Annotated in this window: 23 protein-coding genes and 2 pseudogenes; 10 read left to right on the forward strand and 15 right to left on the reverse strand. The window is 67.2% G+C overall.

The annotated features are described in order from the left end of the window. Positions 1-16: 16 nt before the first annotated feature. Positions 17-1,135 carry a YbdK family carboxylate-amine ligase gene (locus tag KY497_RS05980; RefSeq protein ID WP_219870069.1) on the reverse strand — a complete coding sequence of 373 codons (1,119 nt, stop codon included), beginning with the start codon at positions 1,133-1,135 and terminating at the stop codon, positions 17-19. An 8-nt stretch (positions 1,136-1,143) separates the two neighbouring features. Further along, the gene (locus tag KY497_RS05985) at positions 1,144-1,410 is read right to left on the reverse strand and encodes a Rho termination factor N-terminal domain-containing protein (protein WP_017829326.1); all 267 of its coding nucleotides are present in this window, start codon (positions 1,408-1,410) and stop codon (positions 1,144-1,146) included. A gap of 123 nt (positions 1,411-1,533) precedes the next feature. Between KY497_RS05985 and KY497_RS05990 the strand changes: the two genes are divergently transcribed. Further along, the gene (locus KY497_RS05990) at positions 1,534-1,698 is read left to right on the forward strand and encodes a hypothetical protein (RefSeq protein ID WP_017829325.1); all 165 of its coding nucleotides are present in this window, start codon (positions 1,534-1,536) and stop codon (positions 1,696-1,698) included. A 75-nt stretch (positions 1,699-1,773) separates the two neighbouring features. Here the strand turns inward: KY497_RS05990 and KY497_RS05995 are convergent, their stop codons facing one another. Next, entirely contained in the window at positions 1,774-1,980 is a 207-nt protein-coding gene (locus tag KY497_RS05995) for a CsbD family protein (RefSeq protein WP_017829324.1), read from the reverse strand. 236 nt (positions 1,981-2,216) lie between these two features. Between KY497_RS05995 and KY497_RS06000 the strand changes: the two genes are divergently transcribed. The 4 genes and pseudogenes from KY497_RS06000 to KY497_RS06010 all read left to right on the forward strand — a co-directional run bounded on the left by KY497_RS06000 (position 2,217) and on the right by KY497_RS06010 (position 4,979). Beyond that, positions 2,217-2,573 carry a hypothetical protein gene (locus KY497_RS06000; RefSeq protein WP_167497454.1) on the forward strand — a complete coding sequence of 119 codons (357 nt, stop codon included), beginning with the start codon at positions 2,217-2,219 and terminating at the stop codon, positions 2,571-2,573. 53 nt (positions 2,574-2,626) lie between these two features. Next, positions 2,627-2,842, forward strand: a pseudogene (locus KY497_RS16950) (AAA family ATPase); the annotation flags it as partial. A 457-nt stretch (positions 2,843-3,299) separates the two neighbouring features. After that, positions 3,300-4,208 (forward strand): hypothetical protein, encoded by a 909-nt coding sequence (locus KY497_RS16640; RefSeq protein WP_258185932.1) that lies wholly within the window; start codon positions 3,300-3,302, stop codon positions 4,206-4,208. A gap of 150 nt (positions 4,209-4,358) precedes the next feature. After that, positions 4,359-4,979: a hypothetical protein gene (locus KY497_RS06010; RefSeq protein WP_141387689.1), complete on the forward strand. Its 621-nt coding sequence runs from the start codon at positions 4,359-4,361 to the stop codon at positions 4,977-4,979. A 726-nt stretch (positions 4,980-5,705) separates the two neighbouring features. On the opposite strand, the pseudogene KY497_RS06015 reads toward KY497_RS06010, so the two are convergent. Continuing rightward, positions 5,706-6,883, reverse strand: a pseudogene (locus KY497_RS06015) (IS3 family transposase). Between the two features lie 171 nt (positions 6,884-7,054). Between KY497_RS06015 and KY497_RS06020 the strand changes: the two are divergent. Both KY497_RS06020 and KY497_RS06025 read left to right on the forward strand, forming a co-directional pair. Further along, positions 7,055-7,819: a cutinase family protein gene (locus tag KY497_RS06020; protein WP_219870071.1), complete on the forward strand. Its 765-nt coding sequence runs from the start codon at positions 7,055-7,057 to the stop codon at positions 7,817-7,819. 11 nt (positions 7,820-7,830) lie between these two features. Beyond that, entirely contained in the window at positions 7,831-8,166 is a 336-nt protein-coding gene (locus KY497_RS06025; protein WP_167497471.1) for a hypothetical protein, read from the forward strand. A gap of 159 nt (positions 8,167-8,325) precedes the next feature. Here the strand turns inward: KY497_RS06025 and KY497_RS16955 are convergent, their stop codons facing one another. The 5 genes from KY497_RS16955 to KY497_RS06050 form a co-directional block, all read right to left on the reverse strand. After that, positions 8,326-9,171, reverse strand: a complete 846-nt coding sequence (locus tag KY497_RS16955; protein ID WP_219870072.1) for a DUF5677 domain-containing protein — start codon at positions 9,169-9,171, stop codon at positions 8,326-8,328. Between the two features lie 67 nt (positions 9,172-9,238). After that, the gene (locus KY497_RS06035; RefSeq protein ID WP_167497472.1) at positions 9,239-9,991 is read right to left on the reverse strand and encodes an Abi family protein; all 753 of its coding nucleotides are present in this window, start codon (positions 9,989-9,991) and stop codon (positions 9,239-9,241) included. Between the two features lie 238 nt (positions 9,992-10,229). Beyond that, positions 10,230-10,472 carry a DUF4913 domain-containing protein gene (locus KY497_RS06040; RefSeq protein WP_258185934.1) on the reverse strand — a complete coding sequence of 81 codons (243 nt, stop codon included), beginning with the start codon at positions 10,470-10,472 and terminating at the stop codon, positions 10,230-10,232. After that, positions 10,469-11,368 carry a TraG/TraD/VirD4 family protein gene (locus tag KY497_RS06045; protein ID WP_258185935.1) on the reverse strand — a complete coding sequence of 300 codons (900 nt, stop codon included), beginning with the start codon at positions 11,366-11,368 and terminating at the stop codon, positions 10,469-10,471. The genes KY497_RS06040 and KY497_RS06045 overlap by 4 nt, the downstream gene beginning before the upstream one ends. Before the next feature lie 66 nt (positions 11,369-11,434). Next, positions 11,435-11,782, reverse strand: coding sequence for a hypothetical protein (locus KY497_RS06050; protein WP_055865820.1), 348 nt, complete (start codon positions 11,780-11,782; stop codon positions 11,435-11,437). Positions 11,783-12,079: 297 nt separating this feature from the next. On the opposite strand from KY497_RS06050, the gene KY497_RS06055 reads away from it, so the two are divergent. Continuing rightward, positions 12,080-12,574, forward strand: a complete 495-nt coding sequence (locus tag KY497_RS06055) for an FBP domain-containing protein (RefSeq protein ID WP_055865818.1) — start codon at positions 12,080-12,082, stop codon at positions 12,572-12,574. Here KY497_RS06055 and KY497_RS06060 read toward each other — a convergent pair. The 6 genes from KY497_RS06060 to KY497_RS06085 all read right to left on the reverse strand — a co-directional run bounded on the left by KY497_RS06060 (position 12,571) and on the right by KY497_RS06085 (position 19,248). Continuing rightward, positions 12,571-13,392, reverse strand: coding sequence for a PaaX family transcriptional regulator C-terminal domain-containing protein (locus tag KY497_RS06060; protein WP_055874334.1), 822 nt, complete (start codon positions 13,390-13,392; stop codon positions 12,571-12,573). The two genes, KY497_RS06055 and KY497_RS06060, sit on opposite strands and share 4 nt — an antisense overlap. After that, entirely contained in the window at positions 13,382-14,620 is a 1,239-nt protein-coding gene (locus KY497_RS06065; protein WP_219870073.1) for a kynureninase, read from the reverse strand. The genes KY497_RS06060 and KY497_RS06065 overlap by 11 nt, the downstream gene beginning before the upstream one ends. A gap of 1 nt (position 14,621) precedes the next feature. Continuing rightward, positions 14,622-15,578 (reverse strand): hydrolase, encoded by a 957-nt coding sequence (locus tag KY497_RS06070; protein WP_219870074.1) that lies wholly within the window; start codon positions 15,576-15,578, stop codon positions 14,622-14,624. Continuing rightward, positions 15,578-16,429: a tryptophan 2,3-dioxygenase gene (locus tag KY497_RS06075; RefSeq protein WP_219870075.1), complete on the reverse strand. Its 852-nt coding sequence runs from the start codon at positions 16,427-16,429 to the stop codon at positions 15,578-15,580. Before KY497_RS06075 ends, KY497_RS06070 begins: the two co-directional genes overlap by 1 nt. Positions 16,430-16,492: 63 nt before the next feature. Further along, entirely contained in the window at positions 16,493-18,208 is a 1,716-nt protein-coding gene (locus KY497_RS06080; RefSeq protein ID WP_219870076.1) for an amidase, read from the reverse strand. After that, positions 18,208-19,248: an agmatine/peptidylarginine deiminase gene (locus KY497_RS06085; protein ID WP_055874323.1), complete on the reverse strand. Its 1,041-nt coding sequence runs from the start codon at positions 19,246-19,248 to the stop codon at positions 18,208-18,210. Before KY497_RS06085 ends, KY497_RS06080 begins: the two co-directional genes overlap by 1 nt. 104 nt (positions 19,249-19,352) lie before the next feature. Between KY497_RS06085 and KY497_RS06090 the strand changes: the two genes are divergently transcribed. Together KY497_RS06090 and KY497_RS06095 are read left to right on the forward strand one after the other, a co-directional pair. Continuing rightward, entirely contained in the window at positions 19,353-20,009 is a 657-nt protein-coding gene (locus KY497_RS06090) for a TetR/AcrR family transcriptional regulator (protein WP_219870077.1), read from the forward strand. 10 nt (positions 20,010-20,019) lie between these two features. Continuing rightward, positions 20,020-21,393, forward strand: a complete 1,374-nt coding sequence (locus tag KY497_RS06095) for a pyridoxal-dependent decarboxylase (protein ID WP_219870078.1) — start codon at positions 20,020-20,022, stop codon at positions 21,391-21,393. Positions 21,394-21,447: the final 54 nt, after the last annotated feature.

Below are 21,447 nucleotides of genomic sequence, written 5' to 3' on the forward strand. Positions count from 1 at the left end.
GGTTTGGCCAGGTCGGTCAGGGCTTAGGCGCGGTCACGCGCGGAGCTGCCGGCGGGGAGGCGGGGAACGGGGCCGGTGTCCCCGCGCGCAGGAGCTCGGCGAGTGCGGGCGCTCCACCGTCGTGGACGGCGCGGCGTTGCCGGTCGGCGCCGGTGCCGAGTGTGCGCAGGCGCTCGAAACCGTCCCACACCCGATCCTCGTCACCGAGTTCGCGGAGGGCGGGGGCGATCGATGCCCGCATCCGGTCGGCCACGGTCCAGGCATCCTCGATCTCGCCCGTCGTCGGATCGATCAGGCGCGCACCCATGCCTCTGCGGGCCGCCGTCCACAGCGAGGCGTCGATGCCGTCCACTCCGATGTCGGCGAGGGGCTGATCGTCGGTGAGCACGATCGCTCGGGAGAGGAGGGCGGCGAACACCGCGTCCTCGGCCGTCAGCTGCGCATCGAAGACCCGCACCTCGACGGTGGGGTAGCGCTCCGAGATTCGCGCCGACCACGACAGCGACGCCGCATCGGCGAGGGCTCCGACGTCGATGAGGCGCTGTACACCTGCCCGGTACTCGTCGTAGTCGCGGAACCGCGGCGGCGCCCAAGACGAGGGCAGGCGACGGATCAGGATGCTGCGCCAGCTGGCGAAGGCGGAATCCCGTCCGTTCACGAAGGGGCTGTTGCCGGTGAGCGCCAGCAGCACGGGGAGCCAGCCGCGCACGCGATCGAGCGCGCGGACCCTGTCCTCGTCATCGGTGACCTCGACGTGCACGTGCAGCCCGTTGACCTCGTGGTCGCGTGTGAGGTGTCCGAGCTGCTCGGCCACCTCGTCGTAGTGGGGTGAGGGCGACACGGTGGAGGAGCGGGTCGTCGCGAACGGCGTGCCGGTACCGGCGGCGATCGCGTGCTGCTCCCGGGCATGCCAGCCGATGAGCCCGCGCAGGTGCCTCAGCTGCGCCTCGGCATCCACCGCGGTCGCGACCGGCTCGGTCAGGCACTCGATCTGCGAGGTCAGATACTCCGTGGTGACCTCTCCGCCCGTGCGGAGGCGCGTGATGCGCTCGCGAGTGCCGGAGGCGAGGGCCACAGGCACCAGCGAATGCTCATCGAGGAAGAGGAACTCCTCCTCGACGCCGAAGCGCGACATCGGCGGCCTCAGTGATTCCTGAGCGCGGAGATCAACTCGGACTTCCGTTTGCCGCTGTAGCCGGTCAGCCCCAGCTCCTTCGCGCGCGCACGCAGCTGGGGAACGGTCCAGTCCTCGTAGTCGCCGTGCTCGCCGCCGCGACGCCCTACGGCACTGCGCCCCTCCTTCGCCGCGGCATTCGAGATGCGCGCGGCCTTCTCTTTGGAGGCCCCGTCTTTCCTGAGCTCTTCGTACAGCTCGGGATCCTTCAGCGCGTTGTCGCGTCTTCCTGGCATGTTCCCATCTCATTCGCGCACTCGGAGGGCGGAAGTCAACCCCCTCGGACAGAACTCCCACCGCGGCTAGCGTGGGGGCACCACAGTCGGGCGTTCGCGCCTGCCGAAAGAAGGGAAAGACCGATGAACATCCTCCTGATCATCGTCATCGTCATCGCAGTGATTCTTGCGATCACCGGAGGACTGGTGCAGTCGCTCCAGTTCCTCCTGTGGGTCGGGCTCGTCCTCCTCGCGATCGCCGTGATCGCCTGGTTGATCCGAGCGATCAGCGGCAGCCGCAAGGTCTGACGACACCACACGTCTGACCCATCGAGGTGAGGCCCGCCCTTCGGCGGACCTCACCTCTTCGGTGTGTGGGGCGCCTTACTTCTCGAACGCGTCCCGGACGCTGTCGCCGGCCTTGCCCGCGGCGTCCTTCACGTTCTCGCCGGCCTGCTTGGCGGAGGCCTTGACCTGATCCGCCTTGCCCTCGGCTTCGAGCTTCTCGTTGTCGGTGAGCTTTCCGACGCCTTCCTTGACCTTTCCGGCGGCCTTCTCGGCGGCGTTCTTGATGTCGTCTGCGGCACTCATGTGCGGCTCCTCTCGTAGGCGGATCGATTGCCTCCGACACTCTCACTCCTTCGGAGAAGCGGCCACGGGATTGACAATCCGCCCGGGCCGTGACAACGTTCGGTCGCCATCGACTCACGCCTCGCGAAGGACTAGCCTGGCGCCAGGCGGGTGGTCCTGCCCGCGGACCTCGACCAAGGAAGCGGTGTGCGATGGACTCGATGATGATGGGCGCCATGTCGAAGAGCATGGAGTCGATGCCCGACATGCAGATGATGGACATGTCCGTCATGCAGGCGTGCATGGATGCGTGCGCCGCGTGCGAACAGGCCTGCACGGTGTGCTCGACGCAGATGATGGACTGCTCTCCCGCCTGCATGAACTGTGCCGACATGGCAGGCACCATGATGCGGTCGATGATGCGGATGCAGGGGATGACCCCGGCGTCGATGATGGCGATGCTCAACGCCTGCATCGCGATGTGCAAGACGTGCATGGACGCGTGTGCGCGGCATGCCGACGAGAGCGACGTGTGTCGGATGTGCGCTCAGGCGTGCCAGGCCTGCATGGACGCCTGCTCGGCCATGAAGGACATGCTGATGGCGAGCGCCTGAACCGGAGGCGGGCTCAGGCGGCATCGACCCGGATCGTCATCGACGAGGCCGGCATGCTCGACCAAGATCCTGCCCATGCGCTCGTCACGATCGCTGATGAGACAGGGACTGGTGCCGCGCTCATCGGCGACCGCGCACAGCTGGCGGCTGTCAGTCGCGGCGGTGTCCTCGACCTTGCCGTTGCGGCGTCCCCGCGCCCCATAGATCTCACGGACCTCTACTGCTTCAATGACAAGGAGTACGCGCAGCTGACGATCGCGATGCGCGACCATCACGAGCCCGGGAAGCTCTTCGACCAGCTGCACGAACGAGGCAACATCACCATCCACGCCACCGACGCGGAAGCCTGGACAGCGATCAGCACGGACGTCATCCGCAAGGCCGAAGCCGGCGCTACCGTCGTCGTCACCTCCAACGACGCCGCGACACAGCTGAACTCCCTTGCCCAAGACGCGCGCGCCCGCGCCGGCCACACCCGCACACCTGCCGTTGAGGTCGCCGGCAGCGACGGCTTGAACATCCGTGTCGGCGACCGCATCATGACCCGCAGCAACGACAAAGACCTGCGTGACGCGAACCGCGACACCTGGACCGTCGCCCGCGTGCACCGCGACGGATCCGTGAGCCTCAAGGACAAGGAGAGCGGACGGAAGGCGCGGCTGCCCGCCGAGTACGTCGAGGCACACACACACCTCGCCTACGCCTCGACCGAATACGGCGTCCAGGGTGCCACCGTCGACTTCGGCCACGGCATCGTCACCGACTCGTCCAGCGCGCAAGCCGTCTACGTATCCGCGACCCGCGGCCGCGAGCACAACACCCTGCACCTGGTCGCCGGCGACGTCGACGAAGCACGATCCATCTTCACCGGGCGCGCTGCGCCGCGAAGCCGGAGACCGCGGCGTCGAAGCCGCCCGCGAGAACATCACCCGCGACCTCCACGGCATCGTCCTACCCGCCCCCGGCATCGCCCTGAAGGTGCGCGCCGAACGCCTCGCCACCAGGGAGCGCGTCTACACGGCGCGAGTCCGCGAATGGGAGCTCGCCACCGCGAACTGGGAGAAACGGCACCCCGGGATCTCCGCCACAGACCCCGGCGTTAGTGTTGCTGCGCTCGAGCGCGAGCACCAGGCCGCGATCGCCGACGTCGCGCGCCTCGAGCACGACAAGCAGGCCGCGGTCGTAGAAGCGCACACCACCAGTTGGGAGCGCGACTATGCGGCCGTCGACCAGGCTCGCGTGTCCGCGGTCGACGCGCCCGTCTTCCGTCGCCGCAGCGCCCAAGAGGCGCACGAGAACGCGCGCCGTGACTTCACTGCGAAGCACGGCCACGAGCCCACTCCGCAGCCTCCCGAGCAGCTGCGCGACACCTGGCGACGCGCCGCGACTGCACCGGGTCGAGACGAGCGCCTCGAAGCCGCCCGCCGGCACGTCGACGAGCGCCGGACGAAGCTCGAACACCTCCAGCGCGACCCCGCACCGACCCGACCCACCGCTCCGACTCCGGGCACGCCCGCGCAGGAACGCGCCAAGGATGCGCAGTACCTGCAGGACAGAAAGCAGCTCGAACAGCGCCGCACAACGAGTCCCGAGATCCGCCGGCCTCGAACGCCAACGCGAAGCATAGAGCGATAGTCCGAAACCCACTGCCCCTGAGGTTGTGAGTTGCGGAGCCTAGAGGATGTTGATCGTGACCGTGGCTTCTGCCAGAGTCCGACACGACCGCTACGAGGCGCAGAAAGCCCGTGTGCGGTTCGTGCCCACAGAAAGACCGGAGGATGATCAGTGAGTCATATAGGTGTGTTCAGCGCAGCCGCTCCCGAGGCAGCTCCCGAGGCGGGGGCCGTTTTCGCGTTCGTGATCATTCTTCTAACCGTTGCCGCGTCGTTCTTCATCGTCGTTATCCACGTGTGTGTCGCCGCCGTGCTGAGGCCGCCCCGTCCTCTCGCAGAGACTTCGGTTCTCGGCCGACACATCGTCGGACTCGCCAAGATCGTGCTGGGATTCCTTGGATTCTTCGGGGGGCTGCTGCTGACAACGATCATCGCCATGGGGAACGATCACTGGGGGTCTTCTGCCGGGCTATTTGACCTCATGGATCAGCTCTGGGGTATGTTCCTTGTGCTCATCGCTTTCGTTGCCTACGGCTACTGGTTGTGGATCGCGTTGGACCTGATCCGGCTCGGTGAAGCACGGCGTCTCTCTGCCGTCGAGTGGTGGTACAGGACGTGGCTGCATCGTCGTGTCGGCGTGCGCTGGGTGGAACGCGCGGCGCGTGCAACAGCCCAGGCCGTCGTCGGCGGCCCCTGGTGGGCGCTCCTGTTGACGTTCTACGCGGCTCCGCTGATTCTCATCGTCGCAGTGATGGAACTCGTGCGGATGCTGACCAGGACGTTCCTTCCCTGATCTGTCGGAACCCCACACGAACCCGGTTGCACCGCGGCGAGCTCGCAGCTGCCGGCGTGTGGAGTCGCGACAACGATCCGCTGAGTCTGGCCCCTGCAAGCTCGGGATTCCGCACCAAGTGCTCTGGACTAAGCCGTAGCTCGTAGAGGCGGAAGCGATTGCCTGGACGCGGCGAGCCTGAGCGAGCTCAGCAGCGCAGCAAGTTCTTTATCGTTCGGTTCGAGAACGGTAACCAGCCGAAGGAACGTGTCGAGCATCACTCCGTTGGAGCCTCGGCTCAATCCGGCTCGCTCAAGTCGCCCATACGTCGGGACGGCGATTCCTGCGCAAAGCGCCAAGGTTTCTTGGGATATCCCGCGAGCGGTGCGGGTGCTGTACAGCCAGGTCGACACGATCTCTACTGGCGTCAGAGTCGGAACTCCCATGTATTACTCCCTGACCTTCCTCGCCAACCCCCCGGTTGGCTGGTGAACCGAAAGTACAGTAAACGCCCGCAAAAAAATAGATAATCTATACGCTTGACTTAATGTTGTGGATGTGATTCACGACCCCCGAAACGCCTTCGCGCGCGGTGAAAATAGTCGTTCTGCCGCGGCTCTGCAAGGCTCTCGATGATCTTTAATCTCTCCCTGCCACCGCCCATGCTTGGTGGCGACCTGGCTCGGGTCGCTCACGGAGAGGCGAAGCATGATCGGGCGTGAGGAACGAACTGGTGACAGTTTCGGTTTAGGCCGCGAGTGTGAGCGGCTCGGTTAGCTTGGCTTCGAACTCGATGGGCGTCAACCCGCCGAGGGTGTCCTGGGCTCGCTGGCGGTGATACTTCCGCTCGATCCAGACGACGATGGCGAGGCGAAGCTCCTGCCGCGTCGCCCACCGCTGCTGGTTGAGGACGTTCGTCTGCAACAGTGACCAGAAGCTCTCCATCGCCGCGTTGTCCCCGGCCGCGCCGACGCGCCCCATCGATCCGACCATGTCGTGACGGCGCAGCTCGCGGGCCATCGCCCTGCTCCGGAACTGGCTGCCCCTGTCCGCGTGCAGGATGCAGCCGGCCACCTCACCGCGGCGGGTGACGGCGTTGCGCACGGCATCGACGGCGAGCTTCGCTGTCATCCGATCCGAGATCGAGTAGCCGACGATCCGGTTCGAGAACACGTCCTTGATCGCGCAGCAGTAGAGCTTGCCTTCGCTCGTCCAATGTTCCGTGATGTCCGTGAGCCAGAGCCTGTTCGGCGCATTGGCACGGAATACCCGTTGCACGTGGTCGTCGAACACGGGAGGGCCGGCCTTCTTGCCCTTGCCCCGCCGGCGGCGTTGCGCGGACGAGAGGATCCCGGCCTGCGAGCACAGCTTCCACGCCGTCCGGCGACTCATCCGCCAGCCAGCCCGGCGCGCCTCGTCGGCCAGGTATCGGTAGCCGAACGTCGGGTCCTCGTGGTGCGCATCGTGCAGCGCATTGATCCGATAGGCGCGGAGCACATCCGCGTCCCGGATCGGGTCGCCTCTCCACCGGTAGTAGGGCTGGCGGGCGAGCTTAAGGACCCGGCACGACACCGACACGGGGATCCCCGCGTCGGCGAGCTCAGCAACGAGCGGGTATGTCATTTTGGGGAGCCACCGAGGCGCAGGTTCGCCTGCGACAGATACGCCGCCGCTCGCCTGAGGACCTCGTTCTCCTGCTCGAGCAACCGGATCCGCTTCTTCAACTCCCGCGCCTCCGCTGCGTCTGCAGCGGTCTGACCAGGACGGTTGCCGTATTCGACGTCGGCCTGACGGAGCCAGTTCTGCAACGTCGCTTCGCTGATGCCGAAGTCAGTGGCGATCTGCTTGATGGTGACGCCGCTCTCGCGGCTACGAGCGACCGCGACAACGTCCTCGCGGAACTCTCTGGGATAGGGACCAGGCATGATGACATCCTCCCCGCCAGCGCCTCCCGGCACTAACGATCAGTTGTCACCAATTCCTTCCTCACGCCCATCAAACAGAAGCCGCTGTCGGTAGAAGCTCGAGACAACGTGCGGAGGACACGGAAAAGTCGACGGCGTCGCGGAATTATCAGTGCGATCGGCGCACTAACGATGTTGGGAAGCGTCCTGTTCGGCGGCGCATCCGCCAATGCGGCTCTTTCGTCCAGCATGTGCGACTTCGCCGTCTTCGTAGGCGTGCGCGGAACTGGCGCCCCTGCGGGTTCGAACCTGGTGCATAACGGCCGGGTCTGGACGAACGGTGGTCTCGGCGATCAGGTGGCCCCGATCCGCAGCGCGTTGATCAACGTGCCGGACATGCCCTTTTACTTCCTCAGCCTCGCCTACCCGGCGACTGCAGCTCTTAGCCCCAGCATCGAGGATGGCAGGCTCAAGCTCATCGCGGAGTTGAACTACATCAATCAGACGTGTCCGTACGCGCCGATCATCCTGGCGGGTCACTCACAGGGTGCCCAGGTGATTAGCAAGGTGCTCACAGGGGCCGCTACGTCCCCTCTTGGTGCGCCGTTCAACCTGACCCCGGCCGCGAAGGCGAACATCCGTGCCGTCGTGCTGTACGGCGATCCGTTCTACGAATCAGGAAAATTGACGAACTACCCGAACAGGCCGAAGAACGGTCTGCTCAGCACAATTCCTTACACCCAAAAGAACTCGTTGGCGACCTACAACTACTTGGGTTGGCCGGCTGGTAGTAACAGCCAGCAGACCGTCTACAAGGTCCGGGAGTTCTGCAACATAGGCGACTTCTTCTGCCAATCGAACCCGGGCGACAGCAGCTACGCTATCCACAACTCGTACGCGCAATACGCGAACTCGGTCGCCGGCTGGATCACCTACGAGTTGACGGACCCAATCTAGGCCCTAGGAGCATGATGAACGACCAGCGCAACGCACAATCGCAGCTCGGTGACAACCTGGCGTGGGTGAGTCTCTTCGTCGCGACCGTGTCTGCGTTGGTCGTTCTGGCCCGGACCCTTGAGATCGCCGGCTGCTCCGACCAATGCGATTACCTGACGTTGGAGACCGTGACCCGCGGATTCTGGATGTCCGCCTTGATCATCTTCATCGTCACCACAGGCGCGTACTTCTTCACAAGATCTCGACTCCGTTTGGCCTGGCTCCTCCCGGCGGCCGGCATCACGATCACGCTGATTGCCCTACTCGTTACGAATCTCGTGATGAACGGCGCGCTGAACGTCGGGTAGTCACGGATTCTGACACCTGCAAGCTCTATGTGCCCGTGGCGATCGCCACGGGCACATGTGCGTGTTCCGCAGCGGCCGCGATCGCTGACACGTAGGTGTCAAAACGGCGGCCGCGGGGAGTCGGTGCAGAAGACGAAAAGACATAACAACTATTATCGGTTAATCATCATTAACTGATTTCTCGGCGCGGCGCTTGGCTTCGTTCTTTGCGTGGCGCTCCCAGTACCTTTCGCTGAGCTGCAGCTCATCATTGATCTCGAGCTGCCTCGCACTTCGGCGGAGAAAGTTGCGGTACTGCGTGTTGGTGATGAGGTACGAGTAGGCACGCGCGCTCCAGACCATCGAGGCTGCAGTGAAAAATGCCAGCACGTCCGTTGGGAACGACTGATTGGGCGTCGGCCGAAACGCGGGGATCCCCGCGTCCGGGCTATCGGGAGCGAAGTAGAGGTCGGCCACCCGTGGGCTCGCGTGGCTGAGGCCCGAGAGTACGCGGTAGTAGATGTAGGCGTCTTTGCCGGCTGGCTTCAGGTCCAGGCAGATCTCACCGAATCGGTGGGCATCGTCGTAGGAACCACCGAATGGAGTGGGGTCCGTGTCGGTGATCTCGGGAGCGCCGTCTCGAAAGACACGCGTGGTGGCCTCCATTGCGTCCTTCTGAAGAGATGAACGCGACCGCGAGTATGAGTGCAGAAACGCGCGGATCCCGTGGTCGTCAGTGCTTTGGACCAACCAGGCAGCGGTGAGTGAGCATTCAAAAACGAGCCTGACTAGCGGGACTGCGGCAGATATGTGCCCGTGCTCGAGGAGCAGCATGATTGCCGGCGATGTGTCGTGAACATGCCGCGAAAGGCCGATAATTGCGGTGATTCGTGCGGCGTCTGCTCCTGTGAAGCGTTGCCCCCGACGTGACTTCGGCTGACGAAAAGCCCGAACCTCAGAGACAGCATCCCACTCGCTCTGAAGCTCAGCGATGAGTGAGCGCGTCTGTTCCTCGCTCATGGCCATCCGCCCAACCTAGCGTGGCACGGAGGCCTCGGAACCTCTGCGCCTTGCACGTGCAGCGTGGGTAGGCTCATCGTTGAAGCTCGACCGACTTCTCCTGCTCAATGTGATCGAGTGCTGTCTCCACCAGCGGATCCATGAGAAGCGTATCGATCTCGCTCCAGCGGCGCATCCAACCCTCGAGGTCGGCGTCGAGGTAGCCGATGAATGAGCGCGCATCTTCCAAGACCAGGTGGGGCGCACGACGCAGCTGTACCCCTGGAGTGCCGAGACCAGGTTGCGGAAACCCGAAGACGATCGGCTCACAGTGATTGATCCGATTCCTCGCCCAGTTCAGGCTCATCGCGGAACGATGGAGTGACTTCCGGTCGATGCCGGGGAACGCATCTTGGAGAGCCGGCGCCCAGATGTTCCTATCGAATCTCGCCTTGGTCCCATCTTCCTTGCGGTCACCTTTGCCAAGTAGCGACACCCACGTGCCCAGCATCAACTGCGCGACAACTTTCCCGGGTGGCGCCTTCTCCCCCACCTTCTCCAGCGCCTCATCAATCTTCTCGGTGAGATCCACGTCGAAGAGCTCACGTTGGCTGAGATACCAATGGTCATCGAATGAGCTGCTCAGAGCACGGTGAACCCGCTCGCGCAACGCAACCTCCACCATCCTGACTGTCGCATGCAGGTGCGATGCGATCTGGGAGTCCAGGAGATAGAGTGCGATCGCGCCGCGGTCGCCGGCTACCGCAGCCCGGAATCGCCGGAGTCGTTGAGGTGCGAGACTGTCGATGAGCGCGCGTTGCTCTACCAGCGTGGGTTGAGGGATCACACGCAGAACGCTACACTGGAGTCATATTCCCCCGGCCTTGAGCTGAGTATGGGTTTCGGAAGCCGCCGTAGTTCTTAGTACACGGCGGCTTCACCCGTTTCATGGCCTATCCAACTGTCGAGCTGCCGACCACAGCCTTATACAAAGAACTAGGACCCCGCGATGCGAGGTCCTAGGCGTGCAGCGTTCCGATAGCCGACCCGCCGCTGTCTCGCTCGTATTGTAAGAGGAGGCGGGGCTAGTCCGTGTCCATGCGTTCGTGGGGTTCGTGGCCGGCGCCGTCGCATCGTTGGAAGACGCCGTCTTCGCGGCTGGTGAGTTGTGGGATGTGGTAGTCGAGGATCTCGCGATAGAACGTGTGCAGCGACGGGGCGCCCTTGATGCGGAGGCGCATGAGGGTCCCTTCGTCGTAGATGCCGGCGAGCCGGTGGACGGCGTCGGGGTGTTCGGTCCAGCGGCTGCACCATCGCCCGGATTTCACGAGCCCGACGGTGCCGGTGAGGTAGTCCTGGAATGTGCCTTCCACCCACTCGACGAGCTCAGGCGGCGCGGTGGTGAGAGGGACGCTCCATGCGAGCAAGGAGATCGATGATTCGTCTTCGTCGTCCTTGGTAACCGGTGTGCTCTTCGCCGCGTCCAGCGTCTCGAGGGCGACGTCGAGCTTTCGTTGTGCGGGGGTGAGCTCGTGGTGGGCTTCTTCGTGGCGCCGTGCTGCGCGTGCTTGTGCGCGGGTCTTCTTGGCGAGTTCGCGGTGCGCGGCCGCGACCTGCCAGGGCAGTTTCGCGTCGTCGCTCGTGTAGTCATCGACCTTCGCTTCCGCGACGGTGACGTCGTCGTTCGCTCGGCCAGCGCATCGTCGGCGGCGGCCGCTTTCTCCTCGGCGCTGTGCAGTGCCTTCTCGGCCGCGGCGACGTCCATCGCAGCGGCGGCGATCGCGAGCTCGTCGACGACGAAGCTGTCTTCGGTGGTCTCAGACACATGAACGTCCTCCTCCGCCTGGTGGTGCACACGGTCGGGACGCATCGCGACCAGCTGCCGGAGGCGCTTGTCTGTGAACCACGGCCGCGCCCGTACGAGCGCGGGCCGGCACCCGGAGGCGAAGACGATCATGCGGCCGACGGAGAGGACGTCGAGATCTGCGACGTCCATGATCCGTTCCGTGCGGCGAGAGACCTGTGTGGAGCCACCGCCGCGGCCGGCGCTGGTGGAGCGTTCGGTGTATTCGTAGTCGCCGATGAGGTCGGACACGTTGCGGTAGAACGAGGCGGAGGCGTTGCCGCCGGCGTAGATCCACCACATCGATGCGGCGAGCAGCTTCTCATATCCGCCGTTGGGCCACACGAGCTTGCCCTGGTCCTCGCTCTGCAGGATCGTCACGACGACGATGCCGCGGGCACGGTAGTGGCTGTACCGGTCGGGAAGGTCGGGGATCAGGAAGAACGATCAGACGGCGGCGACGTTGAACTGCGTGCCGCCGACGGCGAGCACTCCGTAGCGCGCGTGCAGCGCGACGGGGGTGCCGGGGGCGGCCTCGAGGGCGGCACCGGAACCGTTCCACAGCGCATGTGCTTCGCCCTCGAGCGTGCGCACCACGAGGTCACCGGAGCTGGCGTCGGCGGACTCGACGAGGGCATCGATCCACCCGGCGGGCGTCGCCGAGGCGATGCGTGCCTGGATGAGGTGCAGAGCATGGCCGGGGGCGAAGGAGGAGCACCGGCCGCCGTGGCTGCACATGCACGCCGCACGCTCACGCACCGGGAGGGGCGAAAGGCGGTTCAGCGGCGTGGACACGGTGGTCTCCTTCAGGTCGGACGTTCCGGAAAGACTAAGACGCCCTTCGCGTGGTGCCCAGGCGGGCCGACATGGAGTGAAACAAACGGGTGTAGGCTCGCCGGGTGCTGTCGTCGATGAGCGCCCTCGGGGCGCAGAGCGGAGCTGCAGGCGCTTCCCGCGCCGCAGGCAGAGGCTGAGGACCCACCGGAGGCGGAACCCCCGTCCCCGGTGTCGCGACGTACCCGGCCACCGTGTCCGGGATCCTTCCTCTCATCGACCCGCCTTCGCGGCGACCACTCCGAAAGCACCACTCCCATGCGTCCCATCGACGAGCGCGCCATCCGCGCCTCCTTCCTCAACGCCTCCCGCAAAGAGGTCTCCGACCTGACCCTTCCGCCCGGATTCGCCGAGATCGACTTCGACCGGCTCGACTTCCTCGGGTGGGCCGACCCGAAGATGCCCCGCCGGGCCTACGTCGTCACCTGGATCGATGACGCCCCGGTCGGTGTCTTCCTGCAGCGCGCCGAGCAGCGCGTGATCGCCAGAGCGCAGTGCTCGTGGTGCGAAGACGTGACGCTCCGCAACGACGTGCAGCTGTACGTGGCGCGCAAGGCCGGACCGGCCGGGCGCAAGGGCGACAGCGTGGGTGTGCTCACCTGCGCCGAGTTCGGCTGCAACCACAACGTGCGGGTCCTGCCGCCGCTGGCCTACCAGGGGTTCGACCGCGAGTTCGCGCGCGACCTGCGAATCCTGCGACTGCAGGAGCACGTGGCGGGCTTCCTCGCCGAGGTCGCGGGGCGGGCGGGTTAGACGATCCGGGCGCGCACGTGCGCCCAGGCGGGTGCTGTCAGCGCCGCCGACCGGCGGGCGAACTCGTCGAAGCTGTCACGACCGGGCCAATCGGCCGGCAGCATCGACGGGGGAAGCCCCGGATCGGTGTACGGCAGCACCCGCCAGCGGTCGATCAGCTGCACGTACGCGGCGAACGGCTCCGCGGGCAGATCTGCGAGCGACGCCTGGAAGGCGAGGTGCTCGTCGCGCAGCGCATCCAGATCCCACCACTGCGCCGCAGCGTCGACGAGGCTGCCGGCGGGAACGGGGGCGGATGCCGGGAACAGCGTCGCCCACGGGCGCGCATCGAGTTCGTCGAGGATCTGCACCACCTCGTCCTGAAGGTGGCCGGGGCAGATCCACAGGGCGGGCGACACGACTCCCGCACCGATCCACTGCAGTCGTCGACGCAGCTGATGGCGCACGCTCCTCGCGCTCTCGGGGATCGAGAACGAGACCAGGCACCACGTGTCGGCGTCGGTCATCTCGCGCATCTCGAAGATGCGCCGATCGCCGCGTTCGAGCATCGGGATCGCTGCCGGGTTCAGCCGGTAGCCGATCTGCTTCTCACGGGCGGCGAGCAGCAGGCCCTTCTGCTTGAGGCGTGCGACACCGGTGCGCGCCGGGGCCGGTTCGATGCCGAGGTCGCCGGCGAGGGCGACCAGGTCGGCGGCGGAGATCCACCCGCCGAGCGGGCGCAGGAAGACGCCGATGAACGTCCGCAGCAACGATGCGGTGCTGCCGGGGCGCGCATCGATGTCGTCGAGGACGGGCGCGACGGCACGGTCAGAAGTCACCGGACTCCAAGGCGTCGCGCACCGCGAGCACGCCGGTGATGGTCTCGACGTGCGAGGTGCTCAGCGGAGAGAGTCCGAGGCGGATGCCGTCGGGGAATCGGAAGTCCGGGATGATGCCGTCGGCCCACAGGCGACGTGTGACGTCGCGGAAGTCCGGATGCCCGATCGTCACGTGTCCGCCTCGCAGCTCGGCATCGCGAGGGCTGAGCAGTCGCACACCGAGAGGGGCGAGCACCTCGTCGTAGGCACGCACGGCGAGATCGGTCAACGACTGCGACTTGGCCCGCACGCCCTCGATCGTCGAGTGCTCGATGAGGTCGAGCATCCCCTGCATCGCGAGCATCGACGTCACCGGGGGAGTGCCGCTGAGCAGCTGGCGGATGTCGCCGGACGGTACGTACTCCGGCCCCATCGCGAAGATGTCGGCCGCGCTCCACCAGCCCTGGATCGGCTGGCGCAGCACACCCTGCAGTCCGTGTCGGAGGTAGGCGAAGGCGGGGGAGCCCGGCCCGCCGTTCAAGTACTTGTAGGTGCAGCCGACAGCCATGTCGACACCCCACTCGTCGAGCTGCATCGGCACGACGCCGGCCGAGTGGCACAGATCCCACATCATCAGGGCGCCGGCCTCGCGCACCGTCGCGGTGATACCCGGCATGTCGGCCAGGGCTCCCGAGCGATAGTCGACATGGCTCAGCGACACCAGGGCGGTGCGTGCGGAGACGACGGCCTCGACATCGGCGATGGTCACCCCGTGCACCGGGTCGGGTTCGATCCACCGCAGCGTCATCCCCGTCTCGGCGGCCACGCCCTCGGCGAGGAACCGGTCGGTGGGGAAGTTGCCCGCCTCGATCACGAGCTCGGTGCGGTCCGGGTCGGCCGACGCGGCGGCGCGCATGAGCTTGTAGATCAGCACGCTGGTCGAATCGGCCACGACGGTCTGGCCGGGGGCGGCGCCGAGAGCGACCCGTCCGATGCGGTCGCCCAGCTCCATCGGCAGCACCATCCACTGCTCGTCCCACGAGCGGATCAGCCGCGTGCCCCAGTCGTCCCGCACGAAGGCGGCGATCTTCTCGGGGACTTCGCGCAGGGGACGCCCGAGCGAGTTGCCGTCGAGGTACGCGGTGACGCCAGGAGCCTCGGCGAACGCATCGAGGTGGGCGTGCAGCGGATCGGCCGCATCGAGAGCGCGGGCGAGTTCGAGGAGGGAGGAGTCGGGCGTCATGGTCATGTCACACCTTCAGGTCTGCGGGGGTGAGGGGGCGGGCGTCGAGCGGATCGGCGCTCGACGGGGTTCCGCCGGGGATGAGGAGGAGAGCGGAGTGGGGTTCGCGCGGGTCCACGGGGGCGAGAGCCTGCAGCAGGGCGGCATCGTCGAGTCCTGCCTCGCGGAGAGCGGCGACCTCGTGCGGGTTCAGATCGACCGGCATCGGTCCGTTGCCCAGGTCGGTCCCGTAGAGCACGCTGCCGCCTGCGGTGCGGAAGCGGCGCACGTTGTCGATTGCGATCGCACGCTCGGGGTCGTCATGGATGGCGAGCGTCGAGATCCAGGAGGCGGAGACGGCCTGGCGCGCGATCTCGTCATCGTCGAGTCGCTCCGTGAACGGGGCGTGGGCGAGCCGGGCGGCTCCGAGACCGACCACACGCCGTGCTTCGCCCGCCCCTTCGGCGTGGGCGACGACGGGGAGACGGCGAGCGGAAGCGAGCCGCACGATCGTGCGGAACAGATCGTCGGTGAGGACGGGTCCTGCGGCACTGTTGCTGGTGACCTTGATGCAGGTCGCGCCGGCGTCGGCCATCTCCGCGACGGCGTCGGCTGCGGCCGCGGCGTCGGCGATCTCGCGCACCGAGCCCTCCGGCGCCCAACCGCGGTCGGAGGGGTACCCGCCGGGGGTAGTCAGGAAGGCTCCGGCGAAGTGGACGGACACCGGTTCCGGCACGGTGATCAGACGCAGTGCCTCGGGGTCTCCGCCCAGGTCGACCACGCGGCCGAGGCGTGACTCTGCCAGCACGCCATGCTCGATGAGCTGAAGGTGCACGTGGTGGTCGGTGAATCCGCCCACGATCACACCATCGAGCCGGGGAGCTCCCGACGCGGGCACCGCATCGCGCAGCCGCAGGTGCCCGTCGACGAACTCGACGACGCCCTCGCGCCACTCGACTCCGTCGAAGAACGTCGCGGCGTGCATCAGCTGCCGATCTCGGTGCGCACGGTGTAGAGCTCGGGGAAGAAGGTCAGATCCAGCGCGCGCTGCAGGAAGCCGACGCCGCTGGAGCCGCCGGTGCCGACCTTCATGCCGATCGTGCGCGCGACGGTCTTGAGGTGTCGGAAGCGCCAGAACTGGAAGTTGTCCTCGAGGTCGACCAGGTCTTCGCACGCCTCGTAGAGGTCCCAGTACCGGCTCGGGTCCTGGTAGATCTCGCGGATCGCGGGCACCAGCTCCGGGGTCTCCCGGTAGGGCTCGCGCACATCGCGCTGGAGGATCGAGCTCGGGATCGGCAGCCCGCGGCGGGCGGCGAAGCGCAGGAACTCGTCGTAGAGCGTCGGCTTCTCCCACTCGGCCGTGAGCAGAGCGAGGTTGGCGGGGTGGTCGGCGAAGACGCTCAGCATCTTCTCGTTCTTGTTGCCGAGGGCGAACTCCACCGCCCGGTACTGCACGGACTGGAAGCCCGACGAGTTGCCCAGTGCCCCGCGGAACTGCGCGTACTCGGTGGGGGTGAGGGTCGCGAGCACGGACCACTGCTGGGTCATCACGTCTTGGATGCGCTTGACCCTGGCGATGCGCTTCAGCGCCTCGCGGAGGTCGTCGCGGGCGAGCAGCTCACGCGCCGAGGACAGTTCATGCAGCAGCTGCTTGAGCCACAGCTCGGTGGTCTGGTGCTGGATGATGAACAGCATCTCGTCGTGGTGCTGCGGTTCGCTCACCGGATGCTGCGCGGTGAGCAGCTGGTCCAGCGCCAGGTAGGAGCCGTACGTCATCCGGCCGGAGAGGTCGGTGACGATGCCGGATTCCAGGTCGCGTTCGTTCTCGGTGTGCATGCGCCGAATATATCACTTTCGTGGCGAGCGTCACAGGAGTGATATGTTCTGCGTCGACGTCCCTCAGAGCGCGGGGGTGCGCGGCGGCGGCGTGCGACGCGTGCCAGGGCCGCCTGTCGCTTCGAACGCCGCCGCGAGGCGCAGCAGTCGCGTGTCGTCATATGCCCGACCTGCGAAGGTGAGGCCGATCGGCATGCCGATGTCGCTCATCACCCCCATCGGGACGGTGACGGTCGGGATGCCGAGGTGGCGCACGGCGAGGTTGCCGTTCGCGATCCAGACGCCGTTGCGCCAGCCGCGGTCGGCGGATTCGGGGTTCACGTCCATGTCAGCCGGACCCACATCCGCGACCGCCGGGAAGACCACGGCATCCAGCCGCAGCACATCCATCCACACCTCCAGGTCGCGGCGACGGGTCTCCTCCAGGCCGCGCAGGCCGTCTTCGAGTTCGGGCATGTCCGTGAACGAGGCATCGGGGTGGCGGCGCACCCAGTCCGGATACTCGGCGATGTCGTCGTCGAAGCCCGTGTAGCGGTCGGGGAGTGCGCCCGGGGGGTGGGGGAAGATCGTGGCGCCGTCGACGTCGACGAGCGAGTGCAGAGCGGGGTCGGCGTTCGCCTGCAGGAAGTCCTCCCACGCCCACGCCGAGAGATCGACGATCTCGCGGCGCAGGTACTCCGGCGACACCAGGCCGCGGGTCGCGATGGTGTGCGCCCCCGGACGGTCGCCCTCGTAGTTCGACACCACCGGGAAATCGACCTCGATCACGGTCGCTCCGGCGGCGGTGAGGTCGCGGCGGGCGACCTCCCAGCGCTCGATGATGCTCGCCCGTGTCTCGATGCGCCGGCCGGTGGGCCCGCCGATGCCGGGGTTCTCGGCAGTGCCGGCATCTGGGTCCGCATTGATGTACATCCGGGGGATCCCGATACGCGCGCCGACGAGGGCGAGGGGGCTGCCTGTCGCGAGTGCCGGATACGATTCCGGTCGCACCGTCGATGCCGCAGGCAGCGCCACCCACGGCTGCGCGCGCCAGAAGTCGCCACGGGTCTCGGCGTCGTCGGCGACGATGACCTCGAGCACTTCGAGCAGGTCGGCCATCGAGCGGGTATGCGGCACCACCACGTCCATGGTCGGCACAAGAGGCCAGTTGCCGCGGGTCGAGATCACCCCGCGCGAGGGGGTGTAGGCGCACAGCGCGTTGTTGGTCGCTGGGCCCCGGCCGCTCGACCAGGTCTCCTCACCGAGGCCGAAGGCGGCGAAGCTCGCCGCCGTCGCCGTGCCGGAGCCGTTCGACGAACCGGAGGCGAAGGGCGCCGTGAGAAAGGTCGCGTTGTACGGACTCTCGGCGCGACCGTAGAGGCCGCGCTGCATGCCGCCGTTCGCCATCGGGGGCATGTTCGTCAGTCCGAGGCAGATGGCGCCGCCCGCGCGCAGTCGCTCGATCGTGAAGGCATCGCGCTGGGCCACGAGCTCTGCGAAGGCGGGACTCCCCGCGGCGGCGGTGAGGCCGCGCACGAGGTAGCTGTCCTTCGCGGTGTACGGGATGCCGTCGAGCGGCCCGAGCGTCTCCCCGCGGGCGTGACGAGCGTCGGAAGCGGCGGCCTCACTCCGCGCGCGGGGATTGGCGACGACGACCGCGTTCAGGGCGGTCTCGGTGCCGGGGGCGTCGAAGGCGGAGATGCGCGCGAGGTATGCGTCGACCAGTTCGACGGCGGTCGTGTCTCCGGCGTCGAGGGCGCGCCGCAGGTGGGCGATGGACGCCTCGACCACGTCGAACATCAGCGGCTTCCGTCGAGGGCGGGCTGCTGCTGGGTGATGCAGTGGATGCCGCCGCCGCGGGCGAACAGCGGGCGCGCATCGACCGTGACCACACGGCGTCCGGGGTAGGCATCGGCGAGGATCTCGCGCGCTGCGGCATCGGCCTTCTCGTCGCCGAAGCCGCAGGCCACGACGCCGTCGTTCGTGACGAGGTGGTTGACGTAGCTCCAGTCGACAGGGCCCTCATCGTCGGAGAGCGTCGAAGGGGCGGGCAGCCCGATCACCTCGAAGCGGCGGCCGGCGGCGTCCGTCTGCTCCGCGAGCATGCTGCGCAGCTCGCGCGTGACCGCGTGATCGGGGTGGTCGGGGTTTTGCTGGTCGTGCAGCAGCAGCCGCCCGGGCGACACGATGGTGGCGACGATGTCGACGTGGCCGTTCGTCCCGAAGTCGTCGTAGTCGCGAGTGAGCCCACGGGGGAGCCAGATCGCCGTGGTCGCGCCGATCGTGCGGGCCATCTCGGCCTCGATCCGCTGCTTGTCGGCGTAGGGGTTGCGCCGGGGGTCCAGCTGCACGGTCTCGGTGAGGAGCACGGTGCCCTCGCCGTCAACGTGGATGCCGCCGCCCTCGTTCACGAGCGTCGAACTCACGAGCTCGGCGCCGACGGCGTCCGCCACGATGCGTGCGTGCTGTGCGGCCTTGCGCCACTCGGCCCATTCCGGGGCGCCCCAGCCGTTGAATATCCAGTCGACCGCGCCGAGCACGCCAGGACGCTCGTCGTCGACCACGAAGGTCGGCCCCGAATCGCGCATCCAGAACTCGTCCACGGGCGCGATCTCGATCTCGATGCTGCTGCTGAGCATGCGCCGGGCCCTGGCGACCTCGCTCGGATCGACCAGCATCGACACGGGCTCGAACTCGGCGACGGCGTGGGCGACAGCGGTCCAGGTGGCGTAGCCCTCCTCGCGGGCGGCGTCGGTGTCACCGAGGGTCTCGCCCTCCGCGGGGAACGCCATCCAGGTGCGCTCGTGACGTGCGGTCTCGGTGGGCATGCGCCAGCTCATCGTGATCTCCTCGCTGCTGCCGGTTCGTCTATTGAACATGCGATCAACAGGTGTTACGGTAACCCCTGATGAAGACCACGTCAACAGGTACGTCCACTCGGCGGATGTCGCCGGAGGAGCGCGATCAGTCGATCCTCGACGGTGCGATCGGCCTTGCCCGCGAGAGCGGACTCGAGAGCCTCACCGTCCGCGCGGTCGCGGCTCGCGTCGGGGTCACTCCCGCACTCGTGGCGCACTACCGGCCGGGGATGGACACCTTCGTCGCCGACGTCTTCGGGCTGATCGTGGCGGCCGAGCGCGAAGAGGTGATCGCCGCGTTCGACGACACCGACGACCTGCGCGAGGGCCTGCTGCGACTCATCGAGACGCTCCTCGATGCCGACCGCGACGACGTCACCCTCATCTGGGTGCAGGCCTGGGCGCTCGGAGCCCGGAACGATGCGCTCGCCGCGCGCGTGCGGCAGGAGATGGACGGGTGGCAGAGTGCGCTCGAGCAGATCTTCGCCCGTGCCGCTGCGGCCGGAGCCATCGCCGCCGGTCGTGCCGACACCGCAGCCTGGCTGCTGCTCGCGATGGTCGACGGCATGAACGCGCACTCACTGGTGAAGTGGGCGCCCCGCGACCGTGCCGACCTCGCCAGGCGGGCGCTCGCTGCGGTGCTCGACAGCGCGACGCCCGAGGCCGAGGTCACCGGCTCGCGCGCCACCGTCTCGCATTCCCCCGACCCCCGACCCACGGACCCCCGATCCGATGACAAGTAAAGGAACGCCCATGGATGCTGTGCGCATGCACGCGGCCTCGCCCGAATCGACCGCGATCGTTGACGCCGTGCTCGACTATTCGCGCCGCCGCATGCTCGCCTCCGACGTGCCGCTGGACAAGCCCCAGTCCGAGGCGGAGCTGAACCGTCTGGTCGGACCCACGATCACCGATGCGGGACTCGGCGCGGCGCGCGCCCTCAGTGTGTTCGAGCACGTCCTCGCTCCGGCCTGCCTGACCACGAGCCACCCGCTGTACCTGTCGTTCATCCCGACCGCGCCGACCATGGCCGCGATCGCGTTCGACCTGGTCGTTTCCGCGTCGGGGCTGTACGGCGGAAGCTGGCTCGAGGGCGCGGGGGCCGTGCACGCCGAGAACGAGGTGCTGTCGTGGCTGGCGAGCGAGTTCGGGCTGCCCGAGACCGCAGGCGGGGTGTTCGTGCAGGGCGGCACGATCGGGAACCTGTCGGCGCTGGTCGCGGCACGCGAGGCCGCGAAGGCCCGGCTGATCGCAGAAGGCAGAGAGCTGCCCACCCGGTGGAAGATCGTGTGCAGCGTCGAGGCGCACTCCTCCAACAAGTCGGCCGCGAAGATCATGGACGTCGACGTGCTGCTGGTCCCGGCAGGCGACGACGGCGTGCTCCGCGCCGATGGCGTGCGCGAGGCCCTCGTCGAGCACGGCGACGAGATCTGCGCGGTGGTCGCCACCGGCGGGTCGACCAACTTCGGCATCGTCGACGACATCAAGGGAATCGCGGCCCTCAAGGACGAGTTCGACTTCTGGCTGCACATCGACGGCGCCTACGGCCTCACCGCCATGCTGGCACCCGAGGCGCGACACATCTTCGAGGGCGTCGAGCGCGCCGACTCGGTCATCGTCGATCCGCACAAGTGGCTCTTCGCGCCGTTCGACTGCTGCGCTCTGATCTACCGCGATCCCGACAGCGGACGACGGGCGCACACGCAGCACGCCGAGTACCTCGACATCCTGACCGAGGTCGACGAGTTCAGCCCCTCGGACTACTCGATCCAGCTCACACGCCGCCCGCGAGGCCTGCCGATGTGGTTCTCGGTCGCGACGTACGGCGTCACCGCCTACCGTGATGCCGTGAGTGCGGGACTCGCGCTGACCCGACGCATCGCCGACGAGATCGCCCGTCGCCCCGAGCTGCGACTGGTGCGCGATCCGCAGCTGTCGATCGTCGTGTTCGAGCGGGAAGGGTGGGAGCGCGCCGATTACGACCGGTGGTCGGCGGCGCTGCTCGATTCGCAGCGCGCGTTCGTGGTGCCGAGCTCGCACGCCGGGCGCCCGAACACGCGATTCGCGATCCTGAACCCGCTCACCACGTTCGAAGACCTCGTCGGCATCCTCGACACGATGAAGTAACCCCGCCGCCGCTGGTGCGCGCGCCCGTGGGGTCATGCCCGTGCCCGTTGCGGC

It is taken from the genome of Microbacterium sp. PAMC22086, assembly GCF_019443525.1.
GTDB classification, from domain to species: Bacteria; Actinomycetota; Actinomycetes; order Actinomycetales; family Microbacteriaceae; genus Microbacterium; species Microbacterium maritypicum.